The sequence below is a fragment of the Rhodococcus sp. 06-1460-1B genome (genome assembly GCF_002258475.1).
Taxonomy (GTDB): domain Bacteria; phylum Actinomycetota; class Actinomycetes; order Mycobacteriales; family Mycobacteriaceae; genus Rhodococcoides; species Rhodococcoides fascians.
In genome coordinates this window covers 21,434-37,864 of record NZ_NOYS01000043.1, presented here as the reverse complement: position 1 = coordinate 37,864, position 16,431 = coordinate 21,434, and the positions used below count along the sequence as shown (strand labels likewise).

17 protein-coding genes are annotated in these 16,431 nt (G+C 65.6%); 7 read left to right on the top strand and 10 right to left on the bottom strand.

The window, feature by feature from the left end:
* Positions 1-89 precede the first annotated feature (89 nt).
* Positions 90-1,049, top strand: coding sequence for an agmatinase (gene speB / locus CH268_RS25495; protein ID WP_027496227.1), 960 nt, complete (start codon positions 90-92; stop codon positions 1,047-1,049).
* Positions 1,050-1,056: 7 nt separating this feature from the next.
* On the opposite strand, the gene CH268_RS25490 is transcribed toward speB, so the two are convergent.
* Positions 1,057-1,956 (bottom strand): universal stress protein, encoded by a 900-nt coding sequence (locus CH268_RS25490; RefSeq protein WP_027496226.1) that lies wholly within the window; start codon positions 1,954-1,956, stop codon positions 1,057-1,059.
* Entirely contained in the window at positions 1,953-3,392 is a 1,440-nt protein-coding gene (locus tag CH268_RS25485; RefSeq protein WP_027496225.1) for an amino acid permease, read from the bottom strand. The genes CH268_RS25490 and CH268_RS25485 overlap by 4 nt, the downstream gene beginning before the upstream one ends.
* A 215-nt stretch (positions 3,393-3,607) precedes the next feature.
* On the opposite strand from CH268_RS25485, the gene CH268_RS25480 reads away from it, so the two are divergent.
* The 4 genes from CH268_RS25480 (at position 3,608) to CH268_RS25470 (ending at position 6,827) form a co-directional block, all read left to right on the top strand.
* A complete protein-coding gene (locus tag CH268_RS25480) occupies positions 3,608-4,822 on the top strand; it encodes a PucR family transcriptional regulator (RefSeq protein ID WP_094666238.1) in 1,215 nt (404 codons plus the stop codon).
* Between the two features lie 160 nt (positions 4,823-4,982).
* A complete protein-coding gene (locus CH268_RS28035; RefSeq protein WP_167326732.1) occupies positions 4,983-5,138 on the top strand; it encodes a hypothetical protein in 156 nt (51 codons plus the stop codon).
* Entirely contained in the window at positions 5,135-6,199 is a 1,065-nt protein-coding gene (locus tag CH268_RS25475; protein WP_027496223.1) for a TerC family protein, read from the top strand. The genes CH268_RS28035 and CH268_RS25475 overlap by 4 nt, the downstream gene beginning before the upstream one ends.
* A 79-nt stretch (positions 6,200-6,278) precedes the next feature.
* Positions 6,279-6,827 carry a Dps family protein gene (locus CH268_RS25470; protein ID WP_027496222.1) on the top strand — a complete coding sequence of 183 codons (549 nt, stop codon included), beginning with the start codon at positions 6,279-6,281 and terminating at the stop codon, positions 6,825-6,827.
* Between the two features lie 74 nt (positions 6,828-6,901).
* Here the strand turns inward: CH268_RS25470 and CH268_RS25465 are convergent, their stop codons facing one another.
* Positions 6,902-7,363: a hypothetical protein gene (locus tag CH268_RS25465; RefSeq protein WP_027496221.1), complete on the bottom strand. Its 462-nt coding sequence runs from the start codon at positions 7,361-7,363 to the stop codon at positions 6,902-6,904.
* Between the two features lie 118 nt (positions 7,364-7,481).
* Between CH268_RS25465 and CH268_RS25460 the strand changes: the two genes are divergently transcribed.
* On the top strand, positions 7,482-7,679 hold the full coding sequence (locus CH268_RS25460; protein WP_094666347.1) for a CsbD family protein: 198 nt from the start codon (positions 7,482-7,484) through the stop codon (positions 7,677-7,679).
* Between the two features lie 62 nt (positions 7,680-7,741).
* Here CH268_RS25460 and CH268_RS25455 read toward each other — a convergent pair whose 3' ends face one another.
* Together CH268_RS25455 and CH268_RS25450 are read right to left on the bottom strand one after the other, a co-directional pair.
* Entirely contained in the window at positions 7,742-8,476 is a 735-nt protein-coding gene (locus CH268_RS25455; protein ID WP_255182504.1) for an EAL domain-containing protein, read from the bottom strand.
* Positions 8,473-9,729 carry a PucR family transcriptional regulator gene (locus CH268_RS25450; RefSeq protein WP_032366259.1) on the bottom strand — a complete coding sequence of 419 codons (1,257 nt, stop codon included), beginning with the start codon at positions 9,727-9,729 and terminating at the stop codon, positions 8,473-8,475. The genes CH268_RS25455 and CH268_RS25450 overlap by 4 nt, the downstream gene beginning before the upstream one ends.
* 353 nt (positions 9,730-10,082) lie before the next feature.
* Here CH268_RS25450 and CH268_RS25445 point away from each other — a divergent pair, with 353 nt between their 5' ends.
* Positions 10,083-11,276 carry an esterase/lipase family protein gene (locus CH268_RS25445; RefSeq protein ID WP_027496218.1) on the top strand — a complete coding sequence of 398 codons (1,194 nt, stop codon included), beginning with the start codon at positions 10,083-10,085 and terminating at the stop codon, positions 11,274-11,276.
* 70 nt (positions 11,277-11,346) lie between these two features.
* Here CH268_RS25445 and CH268_RS25440 read toward each other — a convergent pair whose 3' ends face one another.
* The 5 genes from CH268_RS25440 to CH268_RS25420 are packed head-to-tail and all read right to left on the bottom strand — an operon-like array spanning position 11,347 to position 16,410.
* On the bottom strand, positions 11,347-12,369 hold the full coding sequence (locus CH268_RS25440; protein WP_032383516.1) for an LLM class flavin-dependent oxidoreductase: 1,023 nt from the start codon (positions 12,367-12,369) through the stop codon (positions 11,347-11,349).
* Positions 12,370-12,402: 33 nt separating this feature from the next.
* Positions 12,403-13,254 carry a glycosyltransferase family 2 protein gene (locus CH268_RS25435; RefSeq protein ID WP_094666237.1) on the bottom strand — a complete coding sequence of 284 codons (852 nt, stop codon included), beginning with the start codon at positions 13,252-13,254 and terminating at the stop codon, positions 12,403-12,405.
* Complete coding sequence (locus CH268_RS25430; protein ID WP_094666236.1) at positions 13,251-14,270, bottom strand: glycosyltransferase; 1,020 nt, start codon at positions 14,268-14,270, stop codon at positions 13,251-13,253. Before CH268_RS25430 ends, CH268_RS25435 begins: the two co-directional genes overlap by 4 nt.
* Positions 14,267-15,379 carry a glycosyltransferase gene (locus CH268_RS25425; RefSeq protein WP_032366263.1) on the bottom strand — a complete coding sequence of 371 codons (1,113 nt, stop codon included), beginning with the start codon at positions 15,377-15,379 and terminating at the stop codon, positions 14,267-14,269. Before CH268_RS25425 ends, CH268_RS25430 begins: the two co-directional genes overlap by 4 nt.
* The gene (locus CH268_RS25420; protein ID WP_230074238.1) at positions 15,376-16,410 is read right to left on the bottom strand and encodes a glycosyltransferase; all 1,035 of its coding nucleotides are present in this window, start codon (positions 16,408-16,410) and stop codon (positions 15,376-15,378) included. Before CH268_RS25420 ends, CH268_RS25425 begins: the two co-directional genes overlap by 4 nt.
* Positions 16,411-16,431: the final 21 nt, after the last annotated feature.

Below are 16,431 nucleotides of genomic sequence, written 5' to 3'. Positions count from 1 at the left end.
TTGACAAGACCGAGCATCAGAGTAACGCTTGCCGAGCGACATGGTCGACCTTTCGACGGCCGGGCGCTCGACTGCGGAGGGACATCTCGATGAATGCGAACAACCCGGAACACACCCCGGTCGGCCCGCTCGACGCCACCAAGGTCCCCCGTTACGCCGAACCGACGACATTCGCGCGACTCCCCCGGCTCGACGAGGTGTCGCGGGCAGACGTGACGATTCTCGGCGTGCCGTTCGATTCGGGGGTGAGCTACCGGCCGGGTGCGCGCTTCGGACCCGGCCACATTCGTGCGGCGTCGAAACTGTTGCGGCCGTACAACCCTGCCCTGCAGGTCTCGCCGTTCGCACGCCAACAGGTAGCCGACTTCGGCGACATCGGGGTCAATCCGTTCGACATCACCGAAGCGCTGCAGACCGTGCACGATGCCGTGACGGACCTGCGTGCCGACGGCTCTTCGGTGCTGACTCTCGGCGGCGACCACACCATCGCGCTCCCGATCCTGCGTTCGCTCGCGCGTGATCACGGGCCGATTGCGGTGTTGCACTTCGACGCCCACCTCGATACCTGGGATACGTATTTCGGTGCGCCGTACACACACGGGACGCCGTTCCGACGAGCCAGCGAGGAAGGGCTCATCGACCTCGAACGCTCCCAGCACATCGGTATCCGCGGCCCTCTCTACAGTGAGCAGGACCTCGAGGACGACCGGGTTCTCGGCTTCCAGGTGATTCGCTCCGACGACTACGAGGTCGACGGCGTGGCCAGCATCGTCGAGCGGATGCGTCGTCGCCTCGACGGTGGCCCGGTCTACGTCTCGGTCGACATCGACGTTCTCGATCCCGCGCATGCTCCGGGCACCGGCACACCCGAGGCCGGCGGGATGACCTCACGCGAGTTGCTCAACACGCTGCGCGGTCTCGTGGGGCTCAACGTGGTCGGTGCCGACATCGTGGAAGTCGCACCCGCATACGACCACGCCGAGATCACCGGCATCGCGGCGGCCCATGTCGCGTACGAGTTGCTGTCGGTGCTGGCGCTGAACCGGTAGCGGGCATTCACCGGCGCGGCAACACCAGAATCGGTACGGGCGAGTGGCGGATGATCTTCGTTGCCCGTGAACCGAGGAACACCCGAGCGATCGGACCCAACGGCCCGGACGATCCGATGGTCAGCACTTCACCGTCCTGCCAGTGCAGTTCGTCGAGTGCTTCTCGCCAACTGCCCGCGGTCGCCAACTCGGTGTCGACGCGGTCGGCCGGTAACCCCACCGCGACGGCGTCGTCCACCGCAGCGGTCAGCGCCTCGCTCAGTCCTCGGGCGAGCTCGGCCGCTACGTCGTCCTCGGCTCGCAGCCCGATCTCGGGCGGATACATCGTTGCCCCGCGAACGACGAACGAGGCCAAGCGAAGTGGCACACCGGTGTCGCGGGCCAACTCCGCTGTGGGCCCGACGACGCGGGTGGCCTCACTGTCGCCCGAGAACGCACACGTGATCCGCGTCAGGACGGCCCGATCTCGAATGCGGTAGCCGCGCGGGGCCAACGCGACGGTGACCGGCGAGGAATGCAGCAACTTGTCCGCGGTGGAACCGACGACGACTTGCCCGAGAGCACCGTCACCCGAGGAACCCAGAACCAGGATCGACGCCCCGGTGGTCTCCGCGGCCTCGGTCAATGCAGTGGACACCGAGCGGTGCGACATCCGGTGGAACGACGCCGCGACATCGGGTGCGCGTTCCTCCAAGTAGTGACGGGCTTTCGCCTCCGACTCGGTGGCCGTCGACGCGGCCCAGTCGGCGAACTCGGCGTCGACCCGGGCCATCGACGGCGTCGACCACGGCTTGGGAACCACGGTTGCCACGTCGATGTTCGTGGTCAGGGATCGGGCCAGTTGCGCACCGAGATCGAGGGCACCGACACTTCCCTTGCCGGGCGCGAAGGCGATCAGCACGCTCATTCCGCGTCCTTTCCGACCGATCGAAGCGCCGAATGATGCCGACCCCACAGGAAGTAGAACGCGAGAACCACGGCGAGCCAGAGCCCGAACCAGAACCACGTGGTCCAGCGCAAGCCGGACAGGATGTAGATGCACGCGGCGATGGACAGGATCGGTGTCACCGGGTAGCCCGGTACCTTGAACGGACGCTCGAGGTCGGGCATCGTCCGGCGCAGGACGATCACGCCGATGGCCACGACGATGAACGCGACGAGCGTTCCGATCGACACCAGATCGGCCAACTTGTCCAGCGGAACGAACGCGGCGAGGATCGAGATGATCACCGCGACGACGATCGTGTTGTTGACGGGGGTGTGAGTCCGGGGACTGACCTTCGCGAACGCCTTGGGCAGCATCCCGTCTCGGCCCATGGCGAACAGAATGCGCGTCTGCCCGTACATCGTCACCAGAGTCACCGAGAAGATCGAGATCACCGCGCCCGCCGCCAGAATCGTGGCCGGCCATGCCCGTCCGGTCACATTTCGGAGAATCTCGGCCAACCCGGCTTCTTCCTGCCCGGCGAATGCTGTCCACGGCTGTGTGCCCAACGCCGCGACCGCAACGACGAGGTAGAAGACGATCACCACGACGAGTGCGGCAATGATGGCTCGCGGCATGGTTTTCTGTGGATTCTTCACCTCGTCCCCGGCTGTCGAGACGGCGTCGAGACCGATGAACGAGAAGAAGATGGTGCCGGCCGCCGCGGTGACACCTGCCGCTCCGAGCGGCATGAAGTCCGAGAAGTTGCCGGAATCGAAGGCGGTGAATCCGACGACGGCGAACAGCGCGAGCACGCCCAGCTTGATGACGACCATGACTGCGTTCACCGCTGCGGACTCGCTCGCACCGCGAATGAGCAACACGGCGCACAGAACGATCAGCACGACGGCGGGCAAGTTCAGGATTCCCGGATCGGCGTCACCCGGTGCCGCGGACAACGCGTGCGGGATGGTGAAGCCGAAGAGGTTACCGAGAAGTTCGTTGAGGTATCCGCTCCAGCCGACCGCGACCGCGGCACTCGACACCCCGTACTCCAGCAGCAGGCAGGCCGCAACACCCATCGCGACCACCTCCCCCATCGTCACGTATGCGTATGAGTACGTCGATCCCGAGACCGGCACCGCCGAGGCCATTTCGGCGTAACAGATAGCGGCGAGCCCGGCGGCAATTCCTGCGGCCAGGAACGACAGGACCACGGCTGGACCGGCTTCGGGAACGGCGAGCGAGAGCACGAAGAAGATGCCGGTGCCGATGGTCGCTCCCACTCCGAACATCGTCAGTTGGAACGTCCCGATGGTGCGTTCCAGACCACCGGGCTGCTGGTCCGGCTCTGCGATCGGTTTCTTGCGGAACAACTGCGAGCGCAGACCCGATGCGGGTCCGTTCGACGATGTCATGGTCGAGACTCCCAACGTGAAGACGAACGGTGCGGACCGAACCGTGCCGCGGGCGGTACAGCAGCCGACGCGAGGCGATTTCGGTGATTCTGCTCCCCGAGCCACCCGGTCGCACACCGAACACGCCGCGCGGTCCACGAGCTCGTCGTCGAGCCGGTGTCGGTGTGAGCGCCGCCTACCATTGACCTCGACTCGGATGGGAGACCCTCGAACACATGGCCACACAGCCGGACGCGACACCGCTCGACGCGGTGGCCGCGCAAGCGGCCTCGGACGCAGGCGGCCTGGACGTCGCGTTCCTGGGGAACTTTCTCGACGTCGTGACCGATGCGGTGGACGCAGGTGTTCCGCTCACCCGCAAGCAACTTCGGGAGTGCCGCGTACACGGCGACGAAGCAGCCCGAGCGGGTGTGGCTCTGCGCGCGTTGCTCGACCTCTACCTGTCGGCGGCGTGGCGATTGTGGCGCGAGTTGCCCGCCGTGCAGGCCGCCGCAGCAGACCCGGCCGGGGTCGTCACCGCGGGCGAGGTCATGCTTCGAGCCGTCGACGACGCCGCGGCCGAACTCGCCGAAGGCTTTCAGCTCGCCCGGCGGACCCTGGTTCGCGTGGAGGTATTGGCACGCCGCGAGTTCGTGGACGATCTGCTCTCCGGAACGGCCGATGTCGCCGGTGTCCTGGGACGTGCGCAGACGTTCGGGCTGGATCTGTCGAGTCCGCACGCAGTCGCCGTGGTCACGTCCACGACTCCGTTCACCGACGCGACGTCGGCCATCGGGCTGGTCGAACGCAGCGTGCAGGGCAGCAAAGGGGACGCCGATCTCCTCGTCGCCACCAAGCAGGGTCGGCTGATCGTGGTGTTTCCGGCACCCGATCGCGAGGCCGTCGACCACGTGCTCACCCGTGTGGGGCGAGTCCTCGGTGCGTCTGCAGCCGGCCCGAGCGATACGGTCGACCTGCGCCGTCGCGGCGAATACGGACGGATACAGCTCGGAGTCGGTCGCCCACGCAGCGGCGCAGTCGGCGTGGCGGCGTCGTACCGAGACGCCCTGGACGCGCTCGACCTCGCGTCGTCGCTGGGGCTCCACACACCCGTCGTCGACGCCCGTGATCTGCTCGTCTATCGCGTTCTGATCAGTGATCGCGCCGCGATCGCCGATCTGGTCGAGACGTTGCTGACCCCGTTGACGAGCGCTCGGGGCGGAGCAGGCCCACTGCTGGAAACATTGCAGGTGTACTTCGAGACCGGCGCGAACTCGGCGTCCACCGCACGCCGGATGCATCTGTCAGTGCGCGCGGTCACGTACAGATTGTCGCGAATAAGAGATTTGACCGGGCAAGATGTGGGCAATCCCGTCGAGGCATTTGCGCTGCACACGGCAGTACTCGGCGCGATGTTGCTCGACTGGCCGCGATCCGGCCTGCACTCCTGAATCGCACCTGAGGCCGAGATTGCCGGAAGTCGGCAAGAAAGTCTGCTGAAACATGTCCGCAAAACAACCCTGCCTGCAGTAAAGCAAACAGTCAGACTGGAGTAGTTGCGGTCGAACCGCCCCACATACCGATCGAACGAGAACGTAAGGAGCAGGACAGATGTCGTCGTTGACACAGAAGTTGACCGCGTTCGCTCGCAGCCCTCAGGGCAAACAGATGATCGACCGAGCGCGCCGATATGCAACCAAGCCCGAGAATCAGGCGAAGTTGAAGCAATTGGGCACGAAGTTCACCGGTAAGGGTGGACGTTCATGAACGTCGTCCCATGGTGGGCGTGGGCCGCATTCGGTGCCGTCGTCCTGATCCTGCTGGCCATCGACCTGCTGGCGCACCGCGGCGCGCACATCATCGGCTTCAAGGAGGCCGCGTGGTGGAGCGCACTGTGGGTAGGCGTCGCCATCATCTTCGGCATCGTGGTGTTCTTCACGCTGGGAACAACGGCCGGAGTCGAGTACACGACGGCATGGTTGCTGGAGAAGAGTCTGTCGGTCGACAACCTCTTCGTCTTCGCGCTGATCTTCGGCTACTTCAAGGTCCCCCGTGAGTACCAGCACCGCGTGTTGTTCTTCGGTGTCATCGGCGCCCTGGTCTTCCGTGCCATCTTCCTGGCCGCCGGTGTGGCCATCGTCAGCAAGTTCGCCGCGGTTCTGTTCGTCTTCGCCGCCATCCTGCTCTACAGCGCGTACAAGCTGATGAAGGACGAGGACGACTCGTACGACCCCGGCACCTCCATTGCAGTGCGCTTGCTCAAGAAGATCGTCCCCGTTCAGGACGAGTACTCCGGTACCAAGTTCTTCGTCAAGGAAGCAGGCAAGCGGGTGGCCACGCCACTGCTCGCCGTCGTGGTGGCGATCGAGGCCGCCGACCTGGTCTTCGCGGTCGACAGTGTTCCTGCCGTTCTGGCAGTGACCGACGACCCGTTCATCGTGTATTCCTCGAACGCGTTCGCGATCCTCGGCCTGCGTGCCCTGTACTTCCTGCTCGCAGGGTTGCTCGAGAAGTTCCACTACCTGTCCAAGGGACTGGCGATCATCCTCGCCTTCATCGGCGTCAAGCTGATCCTGCAGGCCGGGCACAAGGTGATCAGCACGTCGATCCCCGAGATCCCGTCCTTCGTCAGCCTGGTGGTCATCGTCGTGGTCCTGGCAGGCTCGATCATCCTGAGCCTGAAGAATCCCCCGGAGGAAGACAGCGCCGACGCGGTCGACAAGGCTGCAGCCGACAGTCCGATCGTCGATCCGACGGACGGAACCTCCACCGCCGGCACCTCGTCGACGGGTACGTCGGGTACCGATTCGCCTCGACTCGACAAGTAGTTCCGCACGACACATGCCCCGCCGGAATCGATCCGGCGGGGCATGTTTGTACTTCGCCGTGATGGGGCAAACCGTCGTCATGGCTGACAAGAACTCGTACACCGTTCCCGGACTCTCGTCGGACGTGGGCGCGCGCGTCGCAGCGATCCTGCAGGATCGCCTGAACGCCTACAACGACCTCCATCTCACGCTCAAGCACATTCACTGGAATGTGGTCGGACCGAACTTCATCTCTGTCCACGAAATGCTCGATCCTCAGGTCGAGGCCGTGCGCGGCTTCGCCGACGAGGTCGCCGAGCGCATCGCGACCCTCGGCTCCTCTGCGAAGGGAACGCCGGGCACCATCGTCAAGGAACGTTCCTGGGACGATTACTCGATCGGCCGGGCGACGGCGATCGAGCACCTCGGCGCTCTCGATCTGGTGTACACCGGGGTCATCGAGACCACCCGTAAGAACATCGAAGAGGTCGGCGAGATCGATCCGATCACCGAGGACATGCTCATCGGCCAGAGCGCCCAGCTCGAACTGTTCCACTGGTTCGTCCGCGCGCACCTGGAGAACTCCGGTGGTCAGCTCTCCACCGCAAGCGCGACCAGCGAAGTCGACGCTGCGAAGCAAGCCGGCTGACAAACATTTCTACCCGAAGCACCGGTCTCGCCGATCACGGCGAGGCCGGTGCTTTTCGTTGTGACAGAACCAGATCACTCCGTCGGACGCGCCTCGTGGCCGCTGCGACCGTGCGTTCGTCGCTGTTCTTTCATCTCGGCCTCGAAGACGTGCCGACGTCCGTCGAGCAGCTCGTTCCGGACCGCCCGCTCGTGATCACGAAGTACCGTCCAATACCCGTCGTCGAACTCCTCGACGAGCTGGAACGTCCACCGCCCCTGAGCGATGTTGCGGCCGATCATGTCGGTCTCGAGTCGCTGTGCCAACGCGTCGTGCCCGGCGTCCGACAACGCGTCGGAGGCCTCCCCGAGCAGCAGATCCGCGTGTCCCATCAGCTGATGGAACGAGTACAGGTGGCCGCGAGCGCGCTCGACGTATTCGAGTGCCTCGGACAGTTTGCCCGTGGCTGCCACGGTATCGTCGTCCACTCCGTCGGGGCGGCGGTGCTCCGGTGCCGGCGTCTCATGCGAATGTGGGTCGTTCGTCTGTGCAGTCATGAACGGCACGTACCCGCATCCCGTGCCGGCAACACGGCCGGCAGTCCGATGATTACCGACCGCGATCTCGGGTATAGCTCCCATGCACGAGCAGCACAATCGATCTCGAGGAGTTCACATGGCTGATTTCATCGACAAGGCAAAGCACAAGGCAGAAGAGCTCGTGGGCGAAGCCAAGGAAAAGATCGGCCACAAGACCGACAACGACGACCTTGCTGCCGAAGGCGCAAAGGACCAGGCGTCGGGCAAGACCAAGCAGGTCGGCGACGACGTCTCGGACGCAGCCGGCAACATCAAGGACAAGTTCACGAAATGATCCATCGATGCAGCAGAACCCCGCACCCAGCCTTCACGGCTCGGGTGCGGGGTTCTTCTCTGTCACAGGCCTGCTGTCGGATTCGGCAGCGGCAACGGCCGCCCGAACATCCATCCCTGCCCCAAGCTGGCACCGAGCGCTTTCGCACGTCGCAGATGCCGACGCGTCTCGATGCCTTCCGCCAGCACGATCGCGTTGCTCGACCGAACGTAGGCGCGAATCTGTCGCATTGCCGGTCGGGATCGCAGCGGAGCTCGCACGATCGACGCGTCGAGCTTGACGATGTCCGGTGCCACCAGCGCCAGTAGATCCAGGGTTGCCGGTGTCGCTCCGACGTCGTCCATGGCCACCCCCATCCCGCGTGCGCGCGCGCCGCGGACGAGGGCCATCAGCAACGGAACGTTCCGATCCAGATCACGCTCGGTGATCTCGAGGACCACGTCGAGATCGTCGCCGATGGCGTCGAGGTGCATGTCGACGTCCTGCTCGTCACGGAAGCAACCCGGTTCGATGTTGAGGAAGAACCGCACCCTGCGGGAGTAGGCACGTTCCCTCGCCGCGCGCAGAGCTGCCGCGCGGCAGGCCACATCCACTCGGCCGACGAGTCCCCGTTCACGGGCCAGAGCAAAGACGTCCTCGGGAAGTGCGCTGCTCGGCGACGGCCACCGAGCGAGGGCTTCGTAGCCGACGACATGTCCCGTCGACAGTTCGACAACCGGCTGAAACAGCGCCGCCACCGAATCCACCGACTCGAGCGCCGCGGACGCTGCCAGCACCGCGCCGTCCGAGACGGTCACAGTGATCGCTCGTCCACCGGGGTTCGGCGTGCCTCGAGGCGATCGGCGATCAGTGCTGCGTGCAGTCGCCGCAACCCCGACGGTTTCATCGGATCGAGACCGGTGAGTTGATCCACCCGCTTGAGGCGGTAGTCGACGGTGTTGGGATGCACCGTCAGCCACGTGGCTGTCTTCTTCCTGTTGGAATCGGAGTCCACGAAGGCTTGCAGCGTCGGAAGAAGGTCGACCGAGTCACGTAGCGGATCGATCAAGGTCACGAGGTGCTTTCGACCGAGTCCGGGCCGGCTCACCTGGTACTCGAACACCAGATCCGAGATGCGGTAGGTGCCCGGCGTGTAATGCAGCCTGCGGACCAGGCTCAAGAGCTCGTACAGGTGCGGCGCAGTCACCGAGATGTCGTCGATCGCTGCCGACCCGGTCGTCGCCGTCACTGCGACCTGGCCGGCGTCGGCAAGCCGCTCGACCAGTTCGTCGACGTCGGCACCCGGAACGTCGGGCAGCAGTACCGTTCCGCCCGTCGCACTGATGGATGCGATGGGGGCGATGTCTCCGTTGTGCGCTGCCAGGGCCGCGTGAATTCTCCGCAGCTTCCGTGCGGCCATCATCGCCGCATCGCCGCGCCTACCCCCTTCGTCGGCATGCGCCGGAAAGTGCAGGGCCACGACGTGATACTCCTCGGCGAGCAGCGCACCCATCCGATCGGCGATCCTGCGGGCAGTGCCGTCGCCGGTCAACAGAGCGTCGAGCAATTCGACGTCGTGCCGTGGACCGTTCTGCGCCAACGTGCGGAACTCGGTGAGATAAGCGTCGGACACCGCCTCGGTGACCACGTTCAGAAGCTCCATGATCAGGATCGTCCGGTCATCACCCGCCGCGCCTGCCTCCCGGTTCACCGCTGACTCGGCAGCCCGTAGACCCAGCGCGCAGCCCTCGTTGATCGCGTGCTGAATTCGGCCGAGCGGCACTCCGTCGCGGGCCCACCGCGTTGCGGCGTCCCGGAAGGTGTCCATGGCCCCCGCGACCGGTAGTCGACCGGAATCGAGGACCCCTGCAGCCAGTTCGCTGCAGGTGGTCGCCATGTCGTCGAGCTCGCCCCGTGCACAGTCGCGCGGCGGCGGTACGTCCTCCGGATCGACGAAATACCGGTTCAGCATTCGCGCGGCAGTCTCCCGGGGCGTCCGCAAGCGGTCCGATGCACGTCGACCACCTGCGTACTCCTCCTGCGCCGTGTCCACACTGTCTGTTGCAGTCACCGAACCCCACCCCTCGTACTCGAAACCCGCGTCAGGTCATGTCCTTCAGGCGGCCGATGTCTGCCCACAACGCCCCTGCCTCGGTATCGAACCGTCCTTCCCCGGCCGAACCGTCGGCCGGGGTGAAGACACTCGAACCATAGTGCACAAATAAAACCTGGGGATTGTTTTGGACCGTGAACCCGGCAACAAATCCGCATTAGCGTCCGGTTCGTCGTCATTTGTGACGCCCCATCACGAATGAACGGTCACGTGCGGGCGGTTTCCAAACGTGATGCGGCGCACGTTCCGGGCCGAAATCCGGGCCTACAGTTCCGACTTGTCCACTTGACCCTCGTCGAAAGTCAGGCTCCATGACCACTTCTCGGTCCACCTTCCGTGCAACGAGGAAGGCCACCACAGTCCGCGCTGCGATGATTGCTGCAATGGCATGCTCCGTTGCCCTCGGTTCCGGTTTCGCAGCGCAGGCTCAGCCGGCACCCGTCCCGGTACCGGCACCGCCCGCAACCGTGCAGGGCAACACCGTTGTTCCGCCGGGGCCGACCGGCGCATACCCGAAGGCCTCGGATCAGGGCATCACGGCACCGAGCATCGATTCGGCTGCCCCCGCCACCGCGACGTACGACCCACGGACCGAGACCACCGGATACGGGCCCGATCAGAAGAACTTCCTGGCCGGATTCCTCTACAGCATCGTCAACCCCAACGTCGCACCCCAAGGTGCCAACGATTGGAACTGCAAGCCCACCGCCGCGCACCCCCGCCCGGTCGTCCTCCTGCACGGCACCTGGGAGAACGCGTACAACAACTTCGCGCGCATGTCGCCTGCCCTGAAGAAGGAGGGCTACTGCATCTTCGCGCTCAACTACGGAGACGGGGACTCCAGTGTCGTCGGCAATCTCCCGTCGCTTCGCGGTACCGCATCGGTCGCGTCCAACGCAAAGGAGATCGCCACCTACGTCGACGCTGTGCGGACGGCCACGGGCTCTGCGCAGGTCGACATCGTCGGCCACTCCCAGGGTGGGCTCGTCACCCGTCAGTACCTCCGTTTCGAGGGCGGTGCCAATCCGACCGACCCGACCAAGAACAAAGTGAACACGGTCGTCAGCGTCGCCGGATCGAATCACGGCACCACCCTCGTCGGCATCGGAACTCTGGGGCGCACCATCAACAACCTGGGACTCAACGTCCTGGGAGTCGTCGGTGCCATCGCCGGGCCGGCAGCCTCGGACCAGGTGATCGACTCGCCACTCGTCAAGGGACTGGCCGTCGGCGGTGACACCGACCCCGGCATCAAGTACACCGTGATCGGCACCAAGTACGACGAGGTCGTCACCCCGTACAAGACGACGTTCCTCACCGCAGGCCCCGGTGCCACCGTCAACAACGTCACCCTGCAGGACGGCTGCGGCATCGACCTGTCGGACCACCTGTCGATCTCCGTCTCACCGCGCGCGATCGGCATCGTCAAGAACGCACTGGATCCGAAGGGCTTCCCCGCGAAGTCGATCCCGTGTGCCTACAACTCGCCCATCACGGGCCAGTAGTACACCGGTACCTCCGTTCCACCGAGGGCGATCGGCCGATCGAGCCGATCGCCCTCGGCGGAAGTCCGGGTCAGTTCTGTGCCGGTGTCCACCCCAGCGCCGGGCCGAGCTTCTGCGCCGTGTCGGTCAGGATCTGCACGTAGTCCTCGTGGTCGAAGCTGAACGGCAGCGCGAACGCCACCTCGTCGACCTCACGAAAAGATCGATTGGCGTACAACTGCTCCGCGATCTCGTCCGAGGTACCCACGAGGTCCGGTGCGAACATCATCCGAGCCGGCCCCTGCGGTGCTCCGGTCCGTGCAGTACGCGCGTGAACGTAGTCCTCGTACTTGCGCTTCTGCGCGGCGGAAGCACTGTCGGTGGGGATGACCACCAGCCCCTGGGAGACCCGCGCGTCGGCCCCGGCCGGGTGAGCCTCGCGGAACCGCGCGATGTGCGCGCGCTGGATCGCATCGAAATCCGTCGAGTCCTCGGCGCGCACCACACTGCTCACCAGAAGATTCATCGCGTTCTCCCCTGCCCACTGGGCAGAACGGAGACTGGCCCCGCCGTACCACATTCGGTCCCGTAGACCACGCGAATACGGTTGTACTCGTTCGGAATACGCTTCGATTCCCTCGGTCCCCGACCACGTGGACGCAGGTTCACCGGCTACGAACCGAAGCAGCCGCGAGACTCGGTCGTAGCCGAAGTCCTCGTCCTCGGCGGTGTCGGGATACAACGAGTGTGCGACGCGATCGAAGTGCATCGGTTGTCCCACACTGATTCCCGCGTTGACGCGCCCACCGGACAGCACATCCACCGTGGCCAGGTCCTCGGCGAGACGCAACGGGTTCTCCCAACCCAACGGCGTCACCGCAGTGCCGAGCATGATGCGGTCGGTACGTTGCGACGCGGCGGCCATGACCGCGATGGGAGACGAGATACCGAACTGCAGGTGACGATGACGAAGCCACGCACTGTCGAATCCCAGCCGCTCCCCGAGTTCGATGATGCGCAGCGTCGATTCGTGGCCGGCCTCGGGTGCGTTCTCGTCGAAGAGCCCGATGGTCAGAAATCCGAGCGAACGCAGGGGCCTGGATGGTTCGGGCACGTCTGGACCTCGTTTCGTGAAAGTCCGGCCAGCCTAATTCACACCGTCGTCGGTGTCGTGAACAGCGGCGGTGAGACGGCGAATCTCGGTGCCGCCGTACTCGAGCAATCCGAGCGACGCGAACGCTTCGAGCCATCCGACCATCGGCCACCGGCCCCACCGGCGGAAGAAGATCCGAGCGTTGACGACGATGTGGTCGAGATGTTCCACCGGAGGATCGGACACGGGATGGAACTGGTGGTACGCGTGAGCGCCGCCCACCCACCGCAACCCGATGCCCGACGCGCGGGCCGTGGCCGCGAAATCCGTGTCCTCGCCCCCGTACCCGGTGTAGTCCTCGCAGAAGCCGCCGATCTCGCTCCAGGTGTCGGCGTGCACGGCGAAGGACAACGACCAGAACAGGTCGAAATCGTGTCCGGGTTCCACTGCGCCCGCGGGCGGATTCGGTCGCGCCGCATGCGGTGCGGTGAGCGCGATCAGTGCGTCACCTTCGATCCCGATGCTGTCGGGTTTGAGGTAGGTCACCGGCCCGCACAACAGAGTTCGCCGGCTGTCGGGGCGCAGTGCGGCGCGGCGATACCTGTCGAGCATCTCCGGGGCGGGTATGCAATCCACGTCGAGGAACACCACCAGCTCGGCACCCCGATCGAGGGCAGCGGCTGCCCCGAGGTTACGCGCTCGCGCCACCGGCAGCGGTGTCTGTGCCTCCATGTCGAGAACCGTTGCCGCAGAGCCGGATCGGGCGACCACGTCCGCAATGTCGTCATCGCCCATGGCGACCACGATGTGCTCGACGGGCCGGTCGGTGGACTCGGCCAACCCGCGAATCTGCGCGGCGAGGTGATCGTGACGGCCCGAGACCACGGTCACGACAACCACTTTCATCGTCGAGCCGTCCCGGACGCAGCCTGCTCGATCGCGCGAGCCGCCCGATCGGGTGCGCCGTCGGTACCGAGCAGCGACCATGTCCGTCCGCCGATGCCCAGGGCGCAGTCGGCAGCGCGTCGCCACCGATCGACCGAGGGCCACTCGTCGAGCACCGCGGCGATGGATCCGGCCGCCAGTGCGTGCGCGGTGGCAGCCTGCTCGTCGAACGGCCGGGCTTGCGGAACCACGATGGCCGGCGTGCCCGACGCTGCGACGTCGGCGACGGCGTTCTGCCCGGCGTTGGTCACCACGAGGGCCGCTGAGCACAGCACCGGCCACACGTCGTCCACCCAGTCGCCGCCCGCCACTCCGAGTGTGCGGAAGTCGAACCGGTCGTCCGCGGCGGACCACGAGTCCACCAGTTCACGCGTCAACGAGGTGCCACCCGCCGCACCCAGGACGACAACCGAGCCTTCGGTGGCCGCAGTGTCAAGCGCGTCGATTCGTGTCCGTTCGGCGAACCGACTGATCGAGCCCGAGTACGTCGTCTTGGCGGCGTACGGATGCAACCAGCCCGGGTCGTACACACTGCGTGACCACGGTGCGAGAATGTGCGTCGCCGCGCGGTAGGCCATCGCGTGGACGGGATCGGCCCGGTTTCCCGGAATCGCCATGACGATCACCCGGACACCCATCAGCCGCAGAAACATCGCCACTTCCACGGACACATCGACGACCACTGCCCGCGGTCGCTCACGCGCAACCCAGTCGGCGATGATCGCCATCCGTGCGGTCAGCCCGTCGACGTCGTGGGGTGCCCAGTGCACCACTCCCCCCGCCGAGATGTCGTCGGCGGCTGCCTCGCCCACGGTGTCGTTCACATCCAGCGGGAGTGCGATCCATTCCGCTGCAGCATGTTCCGGAGGCCGCGCCCGCGAGGACAGCACCGTGATCGGCTCACCCAGGCGGCGCGCAATCGCGTCGGACCGAGTGACGTGGCCTACCCCGTGGTGGTGTGCGTAGTAGCCGATCATGCAATCGCGAGACCGTGGGCGGACTCCGGTGCCGATGCGGACTCGAGGGTCGATCGGTACAGCTCCTCGTACTCGTCGACCATCCGGTCCACCGAACACACCTGCTCGGCGCGCGCCCGCGCGTCGTGCCTGTTCAACGCTGCCGCGGCGGGAATCGCGGCGGCCAGCCCGGCCACGTCGTCGGCGGGTACCAACACTCCGGACGAGGCGTCGATGATCTCGGGTATCCCTCCGCGGGCGAACGCCGCCACCGGGGTACCGCAGGCCAGAGCTTCGGCGACCACCAGACCGTACGGCTCGGACCACACCGGCGACACCAGCGCGACCTCGGCACCGGCCACCAGCGCGGCGAGGGCCGGCTGATCGAGGTGTCCGACGTATCGGACTCGATCGTCGAGCAGGGGTTCGACGACACCGTGGAAGTATTCGAGGTTGCTGATGGGTCCGGCGATTCGTAGTGACCGGCCGGCGAGCTTCGCGGCGGCGATGGCCAGGTGCAATCCTTTCTCGGGAACCAACCGTCCGGACCACACCACGTAGTCGCCGCCCGCACCGAACGGCCAGTCCTGCAGCGAGATCCCGTTCCGGATGACGATCGTCCCGGACGCGACGTCGGCCCATTGTTCGGCTGCGAACGCACTGACAGCAGCAAAAGTGTTGGCACCGAACGGAGCCAGGGCAACAGCCGACTCCAGCCACGCGAACGGCGGCGTGTGCAGAGTGGTCACCATCGGCACCGGCAGTGTGGCGGACATAGCCAACGGCAGGTAGTGCAGGCTGTGGTTGTGCACGATGTCGAACGAGTTCGACAGCGCACCGGCCAGTTCCATCATCACGGCGAGGTATGCGTGGTGCTCGCGAACCGCAGTGGGGGTGACCGCGAGATCGGCGAGGGCAATCGGTGTCAGATCCAGCGTTCGGACCGGCAACATCGTGGCATCCAGATCGACGCTCGATCCGTCTGCGGCGAACAGACTGACGTGGTGCCCACGGTCGGTCAGCGCCCGCACCAGATTGTAGACGTGTGCCTCCAGACCGCCCGCGAAAGGCTGTGCCACCGGAAAACTCGATGACGCCAGCACCGCGATGCGAAGTGGCTTCTCGTTCAACGCATCTCCTTTGTCACTGCTGCGTAGATCCCAGCGTGGGTCGCTGCGATTCGTTGTCTCTGCTCGGCCCGGGTTGCGGCGTCGAGCGCTGTGGTCCGATCGGCGTGGGCCGCCTGCACGGCTGCCACCAACGTGGCGGGATCGAACGAGTCGGTGTTCATGACGAAACTGTGAATCGGCGCTTGGTCGGCATAGAAGCCGCAATCGGACGCGACGACGGCCGTTCCCAGATCCCGACAGGCCTCGAGCCAACCCGAATGTGTACCGAACCGATACGGCAGCACCGAGACGTCGATCGAAGACAGGTAGTCCCACAGTTGCTCGTCGTCGAATCGGGCGTGCACCCGCACATCGACGTCGGGGAAACTGTTGTAGTCCAGCAACTTCGCGCCGACGGTCGGGTCGTACCAGTGGCCGGCCGTGTCGAACACGTCCTCGTCGATGTCCAACCGCACCGTCGCAGCCGGTAGCGATCGAGCCGCCTCGACGACGGCGTCCATCACCGCAAGCGGGTCGATGTTCGCTCGCAGGTTCTTGGCGTGGACTCCGATGACGAACGAGTCCGACACCGGGCGTGGGACGTTCATTCTCTCGAGAGGCACCACGTGTGGGTGCTCGATCACCGTCGCATGCACGTTCCACCGATCGGCTATCCACGCAGCTGCTCCCTCGGTGAGGGTGATCACGGCATCGGCACCACGTATCAACACGTCCAGCTGCTCCAGATGACCGGTGTTGTCCGCGAAGTGGGGATTGTGCGCGTCGTGGACCGTGAGCACCAGGGGCTTGCGACGGGCCCTCAGATACTCGACCGTGCGGGTCAAGTCTTCCGGTGAGAAGGACTCGAAGCCGAAGTGCACGTGCAGAACGTCGAAGCTCGAATCGGGTTGCTCGGCCAACCACCCGGCGTCGAGGAGACGAGGCGGCCACCACTGGCCCGGCACATCGACGCGAACCGGCGTCGGATCGGGCAACAGCACCACCGAGTTACCGGAGCCGTCGGGCACCGGCTGCACGTGCTGTACGTACACGTGAGAGGAGGGTACGGACGC